At 41.2% G+C, this 12,647-nt stretch carries 14 protein-coding genes; 4 read left to right on the top strand and 10 right to left on the bottom strand.

Annotation, left to right across the window (positions count from 1 at the left end; translation table 11 throughout):
* The 3 genes from WKT10_RS15645 to WKT10_RS15635 form a co-directional block, all read left to right on the top strand.
* Positions 1–153, top strand: a 153-nt coding sequence (locus WKT10_RS15645) for a helix-turn-helix domain-containing protein (RefSeq protein WP_340278021.1), incomplete at its 5' end; no start/stop codon positions are given.
* A 486-nt stretch (positions 154–639) separates the two neighbouring features.
* Positions 640–858, top strand: coding sequence for a DUF3173 domain-containing protein (locus WKT10_RS15640; protein WP_009266816.1), 219 nt, complete (start codon positions 640–642; stop codon positions 856–858).
* An 11-nt stretch (positions 859–869) separates the two neighbouring features.
* Positions 870–2,054: a site-specific integrase gene (locus WKT10_RS15635; protein WP_009266817.1), complete on the top strand. Its 1,185-nt coding sequence runs from the start codon at positions 870–872 to the stop codon at positions 2,052–2,054.
* A gap of 381 nt (positions 2,055–2,435) precedes the next feature.
* Here the strand turns inward: WKT10_RS15635 and WKT10_RS15630 are convergent, their stop codons facing one another.
* The 8 genes from WKT10_RS15630 to WKT10_RS15595 all read right to left on the bottom strand — a co-directional run bounded on the left by WKT10_RS15630 (position 2,436) and on the right by WKT10_RS15595 (position 10,136).
* Positions 2,436–5,114, bottom strand: a complete 2,679-nt coding sequence (locus WKT10_RS15630; protein ID WP_340278020.1) for a DUF4116 domain-containing protein — start codon at positions 5,112–5,114, stop codon at positions 2,436–2,438.
* Positions 5,115–5,295: 181 nt separating this feature from the next.
* Positions 5,296–6,588 carry a plasmid recombination protein gene (locus WKT10_RS15625; RefSeq protein WP_117502880.1) on the bottom strand — a complete coding sequence of 431 codons (1,293 nt, stop codon included), beginning with the start codon at positions 6,586–6,588 and terminating at the stop codon, positions 5,296–5,298.
* Positions 6,589–6,717: 129 nt separating this feature from the next.
* Positions 6,718–6,960 (bottom strand): hypothetical protein, encoded by a 243-nt coding sequence (locus tag WKT10_RS15620; protein ID WP_243131982.1) that lies wholly within the window; start codon positions 6,958–6,960, stop codon positions 6,718–6,720.
* 107 nt (positions 6,961–7,067) lie between these two features.
* Positions 7,068–7,301: a hypothetical protein gene (locus WKT10_RS15615; RefSeq protein WP_055168133.1), complete on the bottom strand. Its 234-nt coding sequence runs from the start codon at positions 7,299–7,301 to the stop codon at positions 7,068–7,070.
* A gap of 100 nt (positions 7,302–7,401) precedes the next feature.
* Positions 7,402–8,532 (bottom strand): AAA family ATPase, encoded by a 1,131-nt coding sequence (locus tag WKT10_RS15610; protein ID WP_055168131.1) that lies wholly within the window; start codon positions 8,530–8,532, stop codon positions 7,402–7,404.
* The gene (locus tag WKT10_RS15605) at positions 8,529–8,852 is read right to left on the bottom strand and encodes a plasmid mobilization protein (protein ID WP_021869175.1); all 324 of its coding nucleotides are present in this window, start codon (positions 8,850–8,852) and stop codon (positions 8,529–8,531) included. Before WKT10_RS15605 ends, WKT10_RS15610 begins: the two co-directional genes overlap by 4 nt.
* Entirely contained in the window at positions 8,836–9,936 is a 1,101-nt protein-coding gene (locus tag WKT10_RS15600; protein WP_021869174.1) for a site-specific integrase, read from the bottom strand. The genes WKT10_RS15605 and WKT10_RS15600 overlap by 17 nt, the downstream gene beginning before the upstream one ends.
* Before the next feature lie 20 nt (positions 9,937–9,956).
* On the bottom strand, positions 9,957–10,136 hold the full coding sequence (locus WKT10_RS15595; RefSeq protein ID WP_021869173.1) for a DNA-binding protein: 180 nt from the start codon (positions 10,134–10,136) through the stop codon (positions 9,957–9,959).
* A gap of 217 nt (positions 10,137–10,353) precedes the next feature.
* Between WKT10_RS15595 and WKT10_RS15590 the strand changes: the two genes are divergently transcribed.
* On the top strand, positions 10,354–10,914 hold the full coding sequence (locus WKT10_RS15590; protein ID WP_021869172.1) for a helix-turn-helix domain-containing protein: 561 nt from the start codon (positions 10,354–10,356) through the stop codon (positions 10,912–10,914).
* A gap of 416 nt (positions 10,915–11,330) precedes the next feature.
* Here WKT10_RS15590 and WKT10_RS15585 read toward each other — a convergent pair whose 3' ends face one another.
* Both WKT10_RS15585 and WKT10_RS15580 read right to left on the bottom strand, forming a co-directional pair.
* The gene (locus tag WKT10_RS15585; RefSeq protein ID WP_340278019.1) at positions 11,331–11,747 is read right to left on the bottom strand and encodes a hypothetical protein; all 417 of its coding nucleotides are present in this window, start codon (positions 11,745–11,747) and stop codon (positions 11,331–11,333) included.
* A gap of 121 nt (positions 11,748–11,868) precedes the next feature.
* A partial coding sequence (locus tag WKT10_RS15580; protein WP_340278018.1) for a DUF4368 domain-containing protein occupies positions 11,869–12,647 on the bottom strand: 779 nt, incomplete at its 5' end.

The raw sequence follows: 12,647 nt of genomic DNA, 5'->3' as shown, positions 1-12,647 counted from the left end.
GTGTTGAAGCATTACGAGGGCTACATTGCCGCACTGTCAACACGCACCATGTATGACGAAGCAGGAAGCCCCCACCCGTGGGTAGACGAAGAACTGCGCCGCCGACTGGAAACCAAGCTGATCATAACGGTTATGACCTTTAATGTAGCTTAAAGGGCAGGACACAAAAGAGGAATAATAGCACGGGCGGGCTTGCCGCCCGCTGTTTCCTGCCATTCCGCAAAAGTACATCTTCATGGTGTGCCTTTGCGGGCTGACAAGCCCCAAGAACTTTGACAAAGAAAGCGCACGGCGCAGCATAGGGCAATCGGACACGTTCAATATGCGGCGAGCCTGCGGGCTGATACGCCAAGACCCCGGCAAAGGGGCGAGCGATACTATTCAGCGCACCGCAGGCGGCAAGAGGAAACTGCCGCCGCCATGACCCGCATATTGGTATAATGATACACCCGTATGACACGGCTACTCATAAGAATGAGAGGGGTGCAAGTCCCGTGGAGCTGCCAAGCCGTCCGTTTTGCCTTTCTTACTCAACTTTTTTGAAAAATAATAAAATTTATAGCGCATTTTTGCTGAAAATCTGTTATGATCGTAGACAAGATATTGAGGTTTCATTATCTGGTCTAGGAAAGGAGGGCTATGATAACCGTAACCAAAAAAGATTTAATTGCTCTGGGTTATGGGACTTCTTTTGCGGCTGACATTATACGGGAAGCAAAAAAACTTATGATTTCCAAAGGACATACATACTATCAGTCCCGGAAATTAGACCGTGTACCGAGGGAAGCCGTGGAGGAATTATTGGGTATTACATTTCCAGACGGACAGGCTGAATGTACTTCTTGCACATCTATGTAAGGAGTGAGATTATGGCAAAAGACCCAATTAAGAAAGCAGATAACGGAACATATTATTTTAGAGCAAACTTAGGCTACAATCCGATAACAGGTAAACAGATACAGAAATACCGAAGCGGCTTTAAGACAAAAAAGGAAGCAAGGGAAGAATATTCAAAACTTGTCCTCACTTCCACCGAAGAACTGACCGCCAAAAAGGAAACAATTTCTTTCCAGACGTTCATTGAGGAAACTTATCTCCCGTGGTACAAAACACAGGTAAAGGAAAGCACCTACTTGAACCGCCGTTCCACCATTCAGAAGCATTTCGCATACTTCTACAAAATGGCAACGGACGAGATAGAACCTATCAACGTGCAGAATTGGCAGTTGGAGCTTGCGAAAGAATTTAGCCCCAACTATATCCGTGTCGTACAGGGTATGCTGTCTATTGCATTTGACCGGGCGATTGTTCTGGGAATTGCGAAAAAGAACCCGTCCCGAATGATAGGCAACATCAAAAGCAAAAAGACAAAGGTTGACTTCTGGACGTTGGAAGAATTTCAGAAAGTGATTTCCCTGCTCTATAAGGGCGATTATTACGAACACTACCTTTTCATTTCCTTTTGGGTACTGTTTATGACAGGCTTACGGATTGGCGAAGCCGCCGCCCTGCAATGGTCTGACATTGATTTTGAAACAGGGCTTTTAAGCATAACAAAGACCCTGTACTATAAGTCAATGGACGACTACAAGTTTGTTGAACCAAAGACGCAGGCAAGCGTCCGCACAATCTATATTGACACGGACACCTTAAAAGAATTGCAGGCGTGGCATGAGGTTCAGCAGAAAGTTTTGAAAGACTGCGATCTGGTGTTGAGCTACAACGGTATTCCTACCAGTAAGCACACACTTCCAAGAGCCTTAGAAAAACTAGCCGGGCTTGCAGGCGTACACCGTATCAAAATCCATGCGTTAAGACATTCCCACGCTTCCCTTTTAATCAGCATGGGAGAAAACCCGCTTTTGATTAAAGAGCGTTTAGGGCATGAGAAGATACAGACCACTTTAGGAACATACGGGCATTTGTACCCGAACAGCAATCTTGAAGTTGCCAATAAATTAACGGGCGTGCTGACATACACACCCGCTTCACACAGCATTGCAGATTACACAAGCAATCAGCACACCGCAGCATATCATAAAGAGGTTGAATAGAAAAATGCAATCGTAATGCAATGATAAAGAGAAAAAGCCGCCAAACCCTTGTGTTTACGGGCTTTGCGGCTTAGCTCCGACTATTCAAACTCGGCGTGTCCCTCGTTGTTATTAACTGTATTTGTTTAAGTTTTATGCAAATACACACCGATTTTTACTTCGATTACATCATTTATTCTGGCTTGCTGATTTTCTGTTGCCAAAATGTTGCCACGCCTTTATTATAGCAAATCTTCGCAGATTGACAATACATTTTTGAAATGTTACGCAATAGAAGCCCGTTTTCGAGGATATAGGTATAAAGTATCACACCCTCTCCCACAGCGTTTGAAATTCCTTACAAAACAAGCATTTCAGAATGTCTAAAACGTAACATTACCATTAAATACTCTTTTCATCAATCATTAGTCTGTCATCTACAATTTCGTCAATTTTGTTCGATTGTTTAATCCTATTTACAAAATCGTAATTGAGTAACTCTTCATTCCAAAGACGTACAATATTTTTCTCCGCACAATACTGTAAACTTTTTATAATTCGAGAAATTTTATATAGATAACCTCCCTCATCATACATGGAATCTTCATTTTCCCATTCTTCCATCTGCCCCGAATACTGAATAGTCGGTAAATTATGCACAGATTCTTTTTCAAGCCTCAAATAATTATTAGCCATTAACTTGCAACTATCATGTGCTTGCAGTAAAGCCTTAAAATCTTTGTATACAATTCTTGATTTTACATCATAAGCAAAATATGGTGTCACTTTCCCATCTATCGGATTAACAAACAAATGACAATATGAAAATCCTTCTAATTCATTAGGTCTTTCTACATCAACAATGCAACCATGTATCTTTCCAGAACCGCCAAGATGTTTGATAAATTCGGAAATTCTCTGTTGACCTCCCACGTACCTGTATAGTAGTTGATTTACATTTTCCACATATTTTTTGAGGTTATCATAATAATAAGCTAAATCCTCTATCCTATTTCGTCCTAATCTCCCCAACTTTCCACCATTCATAAGATATAGTGATTTTCCTCTTGAACGTTTGGAGTATTCACAGTATATCAAAAATAAATATATACTATTTCTTTTTAGCATATAAATTGTTCCATCTTCCCTTTTAAATGACATGGAAACCAATTTCCCTCTGTTAAAATCAATATACTGCTCCCGTGTTATTTCATGTATTCCGTCTTGATAATAAGCAAATATATCATAATTATTATCACAATAGAAATATTTTAACCCAATATTCTTTGTTCTATATCCAATTTGGTTATCAGCATATATAGTTCTTCTATCGCTCACTTCATAAAAGTTTTGGTGATTGTGCCCATTCAAATATATCCAATACGGATTATGTGGTTCAGTATTCCAGTCTCCTTTTTTGACGTGTGTAAGGACAATAACTCTGCTTTTGCCTAAGCTTTTTAATATTTTGGTGTATATCGTATTAAAACGAATTGCCTCTTGTATATCTTTCCTCAAAGCTGCTTCTCTTGATAATTCATCAAAACTTCTCCCATATCGAATATTTGAGGCATTGAATTTTTCATTTAAACCACTAAATCCTATTCCACCCAAAATAATGACCGAACAACATTGAGACTTGCTCCTTATTTCTTCTTCACTCATTTTCAATATTTCTACTTCACTGAATATCTCACATTTTTTCCTATCTTCTACACACATTAAATCATTTTGTAAAAATATTATACCTAAATCATCAAAAAATTTCCTATATATTTCTATATTATCTTCCATGTCAATACAAGGATCCCATAATTCGTGATTACCAGGCACAACCACTATCTGATTTGGATTCCACCACTGTATAAGTTCGTTATAAAAAATAGCGGCAAACTCAAAAATAGATGAAGTATCTCCTGCAATCAGCAAATAGCTATTATATGGCCTGGTTCCAATGGAAGAAACCATACTTCTTGCTAAATACTTTATATATGAGCGTATTTCTTCTTTTGTTGCCTTATCCTTAAATTTATTGCAAACTCGATGTGCTAAGTGAATGTCACTAATATAAAAAAACGGAATATGACTAATATCAAATCGCTCATGTTCATCATCATCTATAGGTTTGGGATAACAAAATTCATTAGGTATCATAATCTCATTACTTCCCATAAATTCATCTGAATCTGTTTCCAAAATCTTTTTAATAGATGAAAAATATGTCCCGTCATATAATCCTTGTAATTGCAATATTTCACTATTGATAGTAGCACCATCAATATTATATTGCTTTAAATCTATTCCTTTAAAATCAAAATTTCTTAATTCTGCATCAAAAAGATCTCCATCTAAAAAGCTATAAAACTTGTCAAAGTCTCCAAATTCCATCACAACACAATATGATTCTTCTATCATCTCATTTTCATCAAATATTGAGGCATGTTGTCCACATACAACCTTAATTTTTACACAAAATTTTCCTTCTTCGGAATTATAATACTTGTGTATAAAATGTAATTTTCCTTTCGTTTTTTGATAGTTCAGAATATCATCAGCAATTTTTATCTGCTCTGGCATATACTGTGCAACAGAAAAATCTTCTTCCATACAACTTATACAAAACGCCCTCACATCTGGGCGGTTAGGCATATACATTAACCATTTAGAATTATGCTCTACAACCTTTTTAATTAAATCAATTTCTGTGTTATTGTCAAACAATTCATATCTTTTTTCTCGTGATACATATGATAAAGTACTTACATCTTTTTTAATAGCATTTATACAAATTCTCAATGTCCTAAAATTCTCTGGTACATTATTCAAAAGTTCCGGGTCTGCCTCAACTGCCAATTCGCACATTTTCCTCGTAATAAATTGACTAGGAACATACCGAAATGCCTGTCCATCCTTTTTTACCGCTGCTAAGCACATTTTTGAATCCAAACATTTTCTGGACACAAATTGTAAAGCTAAAGGATTCTGTCTAATAGCCATTTTGCAAATATCTATCGTTTGTTCCTTTTTAGGAATCTTTTTTAGTAACATACCATCCTTTTTTAATTCCTTTGTAATATCCATTCTCCCTTAACCTTTCTTCAGCCTTTATATTTTAATTATAACTTCTTCGTTTGAAAGAGTAAATGGAAATAGCAAATCCCCACCAGCCAGTCAAGAGTAAATTAACGGCTACGCCACTCTTGACTAACTGGCGGGGATTCGCTTCATGCAGCTAAGAGGTCTTTAAGCAGCCCTCCGCCTGTCAGCGGGCTTCCCGATTATGTTTTCTCCTTGCAGCCCGTTTCTGCTCGGCTTCTATCTGTTCCTGCTGCTTTACCCGGTCAATCACAGCATTAACCTGTTCAGAGCCGACCACAGCTTTTATACGCCCAAAATCTTCCACCACTATCCTCAATTCCCGGTTTTCCTCCAAAACTTCTTCCAGCCTGTTTGTCAGTCGCTCGTTTCCGCTCCGTTCCCTGTTATACGCCGCTTGCAGCTTTGTAAACTTATTTGAAATATCCAGATATGCCGAATAAACGGAGCGCATAACTTGTACAATTTTCTTTACCAGCGGTTTTGCTTTCTTTTCCCGATACGACTTTGCAGATTCCATAACCGCCGCTTCTGGAAGCGTCTGCTCCGGATCTGCGGAAAAGTCTGCCGCCAGCTTTTCCATGTTCTTTACCATAGGAGCAAGTTCATTCATGCGCTTCTGATATTTGTCCGCCTGTTTCTGTGCTTTCTCTGCTTCCTGCCGGGACTCCTGCAAATCTTCCTGTAAGGAACGAATCTCATCATCAACCTGTAACAACTGTTCATGCAAATCTTCGTTGATTTCTTGAAAAGTAGCGTTTTCTTCCTGCAATTCCGCTTTTTTCGTTTCCAGTTCTGCAACTTCCTTTGCCCGCTCCTTTTTTTCAAAATCCAAGACAGATAAATGCTTTTCATGTGTGCCTTTCTTCTCCCACTCAATCCCATGTTCCAGCATGACAGCGGCAAGCTGTTCTTTCTCATAAGCCACCCACTGATTTAATTCCGTTTCCCGTCTTGCGCCGCCTTTAAATCCGAGAGCAGATAACGCCTGTTTCAAAGAAACTCTTGTATCAAGTCCCCGCTTACTTCCTGTCGTATACGGTACAAAATCTATATGCAAGTGGGGCGTTGCTTCGTCCATATGAAGATAGGCACTGAACACCCTCAACGTAGGATTTCGTTGCTGAAAGTCCTGCATATATTTATCCAACACTTTTACCGCAAGCTGTCCGTTCTCCGTTTTCGCTCCCATGTTGTCCTTATCCCCGATTTGCAGGATAATCTCATGGAATGGTTTTTCCTGCTTGCCGGAACAGATTTTCCCATAATAATCATCAATCCGGCGGTCACTTCTAGTCTGCTTCTCATTGTACCGGGCGAGTGCTTCATCAAACAATTCGTGATATACGTCCTTAATATTTTCGTTGCAGTATTCCACGTTCAGACAGCTTCTTTCCGGGTCAGTATTCTTTGCATGAAATTTTCTGCTGTTATGGTTGACAGAGCCTTTTCCTGTCATAAAGCTGATTGTTCGCTTCAATCAATATCCTTTCTCCCTGTTCGGGTAATCAGCGCCGGATACGGCGCATAAGCTTTGTTACTTTCGCCGAAAGTAACGCAAAAGCACTTTTGACAGCCGTTCCGTCCATCAAAAGCTGCCTTTGCGCTCTGCCGAGGGCTTTTCCGTCCTACGGACGGGCGGCTGTTCCCGCCGCTTTGCTTCCGCCATAGCTTTTCGGATAGCCGAAAGTACGTTTTCTACTGTACATTCCTCCCACCCACACAGCCATACCAGCGTCCGCATTTCTGCCGCAGTCAGTTCCACATCTCCAAAGATTTCATTGAATGCGGCAATCCTACGGGCTTCATTTTCGTAAAAATATTTGTTCACGTTCCGGGTTCCCCATTCCGGCTGAATTATCATCAAATCACACCTTTCTCGTTATCTGCTATCCACAGGAGCGTGACACGCTCCTGTCTGTTATCATCAAAGGAAAACTACCAGCGGAAGCTATCCGGCACTCCACGTTTTTCCAGATATTCCTGTCTGGCATTTTCCCGTTCTTCCTGTGTGGGCGCAGTCTTATATTTCGCATATAATTCATGGCGCACCAGAGAATCCAATTTCTGCTCCAATCCCTGCCGGATTTCATTCAGACAATCATCATCTTCCATTAGATGATAGCGGAGCAGAGATACAAACAATTCATAAGGAATTTGCACGTTTTTCATCACTTAATCCTTTCTGCGTCGGTTTGCGTCGATAGCGTCAATATTTTCTATACCAGCCCACTGTAAAAAATACCGTCGCAACCGACGCATATCGTCGCTTTTACTCTCTCGGCTCAAGCCGTTTCAGAACAATCTTCCTTTCATGCCCTCGCTTATTGTCATAGAAAATTCCATAGTTATTAAGCAACTGACTATTGACTACATTCAATTTTCTGGAAAGCACGTTTGCCTGTATCTGCATATCCGGCAACTGGCTCACAAGTTCTGTTGCTGTCCCCTCCCATTCCGGCTTATCCTCTGTCAGAAAATTGTTGATTGCTTCCAGCAGAGGATTCGGCGGTTGTTTCCACAGTTCCGTCTCCGCCTTTTTAAATTTCCAGACGCAGCACTCCCGGTCAAACTCTATGGTCAGTTCCTGATCCGGCTGGTCACGCCCCACAATATCCAGCACTGCCTCATTGTCAGTACGCTTTTTCTTGTGCATGATAAACGCCCCGTCTGCCGCTCCAAGCAACCCATTTGTGCCGGAAATCATATCAAAGCTGTCCTCGGATTCCAGCTTGCGTGTGTGATGAACCACCAGCAGGCAGATACCGTATTTATCGCTGAACGATTTTAACTTTGTCACAATCTCGTAATCACTGGAATAGCTGTACCTGTCCCCGCCAACCTCACGCACTTTCTGGAGCGTGTCAATGATAATCAGCCTTGCGTCTGTATGCTCTTTCAGAAATTCCTCTAATTGCCTGTCTAATCCCTCATTCAAGGTCTTTGCCTGTGTCGCAAAGTACAGGTTATCCGCACATTCCACACCGAACATACCGGAGAGTCGGCGCTGAAGCCTTGCGTAATCATCTTCCAGTGCCAGATACAGCACCGTCCCCTTTCGGACGGGATAATCCCACAGTGGAAGCCCCATTGCCACATGGTAGGCAAGCTGCCCCATAAAGAACGATTTTCCAACTTTCGGCGCACCTACAAAGAGGTAAGTACCGCCGTAGAGAAACCCGTCCACAACCGGTGTTCTCGGTGGATATACGGTATCATACAGTTCCGTCATGGAAACGATTTGAAGCCCGCCGCTCCTGGATTTCTCCGGGTTTTGTGCGGCTTGCAGATTGATTTGTGCTGTTTCATTTGCTATAATTTCTTTGTGATTTTTTGTATTCGGCTGTTCCCTATCTGCGCCAACAGATAATACGGGAGCAGTCGTTTTTATTTTTTCTGTCATTCATCTTCTCCTTTCAGACCGTCTAATGTGATTCCGATTACCTGTAACGTATAGAGCAGTTCGTCATTGTCCGGGCTTAATGCTTCCAGCCGCTTCAATTCCTCGTAGATAGCCGCCATTTGATTTTTCAGAGCCTTATACACCCTCGGATTACCCTGTACCACCACGTCCCGGCACAGCAGCCGCCTTGTGATGTAGTCCTGCTTCGTCAATCCCGACAGTGCCACCAAATCGTTAAGCAGATTCGCTTCCTCGTTCGATACCCGGAACGCTACTGTATGATTGCGCCACCGCCCTTTGTAATCAAGTGTTCTTTCCATTTGTATCCTCCTTTGTCATTCGCTCCATTTCCAATTTTTCTGCCATTTCCGTCTGCACCGTAGGGAATAAATGAGCATAGCGGTAAGTGATTTTCTCCGCTTCATGCCCCATGCGCTCCCCAATCGCCAACACCGAAAATCCCATGTCGATTAACAGAGAAACCGCACTATGACGAATATCATGCACACGAATCTTTTTCACTCCTGCCTGCTTCGCCCCTCGCTCCATCTCATGGTTGAGATAGGATTTCGTGACCGTAAACAACCGCTCGTCTGGCTGAATGTCGTAAAGCATTTTGATATATTCCCGTATTTCCTCACAGAGAAATGGCGGCATTTTGATTGTACGGTTACTCTTTTTTGTTTTCGGACTTGTGATAATATCCCGCCCTTTAGATCGGTGAAACGTCTTGCTGATTGTGACTGTCTGCTTCTGAAAATCAAAATCAGCCGGAGTGAGTGCCAGCAGTTCGCCGGAGCGGATTCCGCACCAGTAAAGCATTTCAAAGGCATAATAGGAACGGGGCTTATCCATCATGGCTTCGGAGAATTTCAGATATTCCTCTTTCGTCCAGAAGTCCATTTCTTTCGGAACCTCATTTCCCATTGTGCCGGCCCGCCTTGCCGGATTGTAGGGCAGGTTATAGAAGTTCACAGCATGGTTGAAAATTGCTGTAAGCTGGGCGTGTATGGTTTTCAGATAATCCGCCGAATAAGGCTTCCCTTTCTCGTCCCGGTACGCCATGAGTTCATTCTGCCATGCGATAATGTCTTTTGCTTCAATCTCCGCTATCTTCCGATTTCCGAAATACGGTAAAATCTTTGTGCGGATTACATGGCTTTTGGATTCCCATGTGCTTTCCTTGACACGCTGTTTCTTGTCGGCTTCGTAAACCTCAAAGAAGCTGGCAAATGTCATATCCAGCTTTGCACCTTGTTTCAGCATGGCTTCATGTTCCCACGCCTGTGCTTCCCTCTTCGTAGCAAATCCTCGTTTCTGGGTCTGCTTCCGCTCCCCTTTCCAATTCGTGAAACGATAGATTACCCGCCACGTTCCTGTAGCATTGTCTTTGTATACAGCCATTCAAATCATCTCCTTTCCGCTTAATCGCTGTAACAGACCTTTTTATGAAAAAATGTAGCGTTCACACGACCAGCCACCGTCAGATAGCCCTGTTTCTGTAATTCTGCGTTTAGTTCCCGCACAATCTGGTAGGCTTTTGACTTTGACACCCGCAGTTCCGCTGCCACTTCCTCCACAGTCATAAATGATTTTTCTGCCATTCAGTTATCCTCTCCTTTCTTTATTTAACTGTTTTTGTTTAAGTTATATCCATGATACTAAATAAATTCCGTTAAGTCAAGTGGTTTGCAGAAAAATCTTAACTTTTTTTATTTAAGTTCCTCTTGCTATTCCTATTGCACAATGTTATACTAACTTCAACAGAAATGTTTAAGTCAAGAATGGTTGTATCACTATAACTACAACGGAGGTTTTATTATGGCAATCGGCAAACGAATCCGCTTTTTCCGTAATCGGAAAGGCATGACGCAAAAGCAGTTAGGCGAAATCCTCGGTTTTCTCGGAAAGACCTCTGATGTCCGTATGGCACAGTATGAATCAGAAGCCAGAACGCCGAAGCAAGACCTTGTAAAAGAAATGGCAAATATCTTTGATGTCAGCCCACGAGCAATCACAGTCCCGGAGATTGACAGCTATATCGGGCTTATGCACACACTTTTTGCGCTGGAAGATATGTATGGACTGAAAATCGGAGAGATTGACGGGGAAGTGTGTCTGCGGCTGGACAAGTCCGACTGTTCCACCTATTCCTCCATGTTCAAAATGTTCCACGCATGGCAGGAACAATCTGCCAAGCTGGAACGGGGCGAGATTAGCAGAGAAGAATACGACCAGTGGCGATACAAGTACCCAGAACTTGACACCTCTGGACATTGGGGGAGTGTTCCCTCGCAGGCGGTCAGTGATATGCTTGCCAAAGAATTTCAGGAAATCGAGAAAGAAGAAAAGAAAGCGTCTAAAAAGAAAAAGCAGAAATAAGCATAAAAAGACCTTGCCGATGTTCAGTTTCCATATCTGAAAATCAGCAAGGTTTTTCTCTTATTGAAGTATTCTGTTATTCAGTGAGTGATACCCAAAATGTTGCCAAATCGTTGCCAAGGCTTAAACAAATTTGCTTGCAATCAGCATAAATAAAGGCTTTTTCAAGTTCATTTCATCACTCAAACTCGCAAAGTTCTATTTGCTTTGTAGTTCTTCCCCGTTATTTCAGCTTTAGAACAGTTCGTTTTTGAACTGTTTTGCATATATTCTCTACCTTTTCATTTAATTCTATTGTCATTTTATTGTCAGCAATATGCTATATATCAAAATCAACTAATAGTCTTAAATGCTATAATACTTATACAACATTTCAATTCCCCTACAGTCAGGAAGTTGTAGAGAACAATATCTTATTACCCTACCTTGGCTTGCCTATAAAATAGGCCACCTTTGATAAGTAATAAAAGGAACATTACTGTTGTCGCATATGGTTCTTTCGCCATAGCCAAAAACAAAACAGCAATTATACTGATTCCTACAGATAAGTCAGTAATCATCTTTTTTCCCTTTTCGAGTTTGAAATAGACCATCAGCATTTTCACGATTCCTATTGTCGCTAAACTGATATACAATGCCCAATATATTTTGATAATGAGAGTATTGTTATTTACATACCCAAGGAGATTTACCGAGTAAATATAACTATTAATTGGCTTGGGATATAGCGGCAGAAATATCAACATCAGAGAAAGCAAGTCAACAATCCCCAATAATAAGTCGCATAAACTATTGAGATTTGATTTGTTTTCTTTTTCTGCTATGAAAATCAATTGATCTCCAGATAACAAATCATCAATGGATACAGAAAAATATCTAGATATTTCTTTTAACGAATCTATACTTGGGTACCCTCTTCCGGTTTCCCTTAGTTAAAAATATTACTCTTGTTGATTACTCAACTCTTCCAATAAATCGGTAATATATCTCAATTTCCTGTATTCTTTCGTTATCCTCATTCGTTGTTGCTTCATGTATGAGGATTTTTTCTATCATGGCATTTAATAATGGTGCTGTCAGTTCCTTTGGTACGGAATATTCCTTGATTAACTCAATCCACTTTTCAGCACCTATCATATCCTGTTCCATTTTACTTAGTTCTTCTCTTAGGCTTGTTATCTGCTGTTCCAGTTCTATCTGTTCTTTTTGGTACTTGCTGGACAACATCACAAAATTTCGCTCTGTTATCTTCTCACAGGCTCTATCTTCATACATTTTCGCAAATAAACGGTCAATCTCATTTTGTCTGTTCTCGGCTTTCTTCAATGTACTTGCCTTTTTCTTCTTTTCCCGTATTCTCTCTGCATTGCCAGCTTTCTGTATCTTGTTCAATACCTTTTCTTCGTCCTGCTGTACTGCCTTAGCCCAATACTGCAAGCGTTCCAATACGGCTTGATACAGCACATCATAACGAATGTAGTGCATAGAACAATTACCTTTGCCAAACTGCCCGTAGTAACTGCAAGCATAATAACTGTAAGGCGTTTTATTTGTCTTATTCGTTCCAAATCTCATAGACCAACCACAATCCGCACACTTGACAAGCCCTGCAAAAATCGGCGTTGCCTTTTCCTTTGTCTGTCTGCGTCTTGATTTTATCTGCTCCTGCACACGATAGAACACTTCCTTGTCAATAATCGGCTCGTGAGTGTTTTCTACTCGAAACCATTCAC

Source organism: Enterocloster sp. HCN-30185 (assembly GCF_037890305.1).
Taxonomy (GTDB): domain Bacteria; phylum Bacillota; class Clostridia; order Lachnospirales; family Lachnospiraceae; genus Enterocloster.
The sequence above is the reverse complement of the archived record's forward strand: the minus strand, read 5'-3'. Positions and strand labels throughout refer to the sequence as shown.

What these genes read in the sequence shown, in the direction of transcription:
- WKT10_RS15640 (WP_009266816.1), top strand. Translation starts at nt 640, where the DNA reads ATGATAACCGTAACCAAAAAAGATTTAATTGCTCTGGGTTATGGGACT.
- WKT10_RS15635 (WP_009266817.1), top strand. Translation starts at nt 870, where the DNA reads ATGGCAAAAGACCCAATTAAGAAAGCAGATAACGGAACATATTATTTT.
- WKT10_RS15630 (WP_340278020.1), bottom strand. Translation starts at nt 5,114, where the DNA reads ATGGATATTACAAAGGAATTAAAAAAGGATGGTATGTTACTAAAAAAG.
- WKT10_RS15625 (WP_117502880.1), bottom strand. Translation starts at nt 6,588, where the DNA reads ATGACAGGAAAAGGCTCTGTCAACCATAACAGCAGAAAATTTCATGCA.
- WKT10_RS15615 (WP_055168133.1), bottom strand. Translation starts at nt 7,301, where the DNA reads ATGAAAAACGTGCAAATTCCTTATGAATTGTTTGTATCTCTGCTCCGC.
- WKT10_RS15610 (WP_055168131.1), bottom strand. Translation starts at nt 8,532, where the DNA reads ATGACAGAAAAAATAAAAACGACTGCTCCCGTATTATCTGTTGGCGCA.
- WKT10_RS15605 (WP_021869175.1), bottom strand. Translation starts at nt 8,852, where the DNA reads ATGGAAAGAACACTTGATTACAAAGGGCGGTGGCGCAATCATACAGTA.
- WKT10_RS15600 (WP_021869174.1), bottom strand. Translation starts at nt 9,936, where the DNA reads ATGGCTGTATACAAAGACAATGCTACAGGAACGTGGCGGGTAATCTAT.
- WKT10_RS15595 (WP_021869173.1), bottom strand. Translation starts at nt 10,136, where the DNA reads ATGGCAGAAAAATCATTTATGACTGTGGAGGAAGTGGCAGCGGAACTG.
- WKT10_RS15590 (WP_021869172.1), top strand. Translation starts at nt 10,354, where the DNA reads ATGGCAATCGGCAAACGAATCCGCTTTTTCCGTAATCGGAAAGGCATG.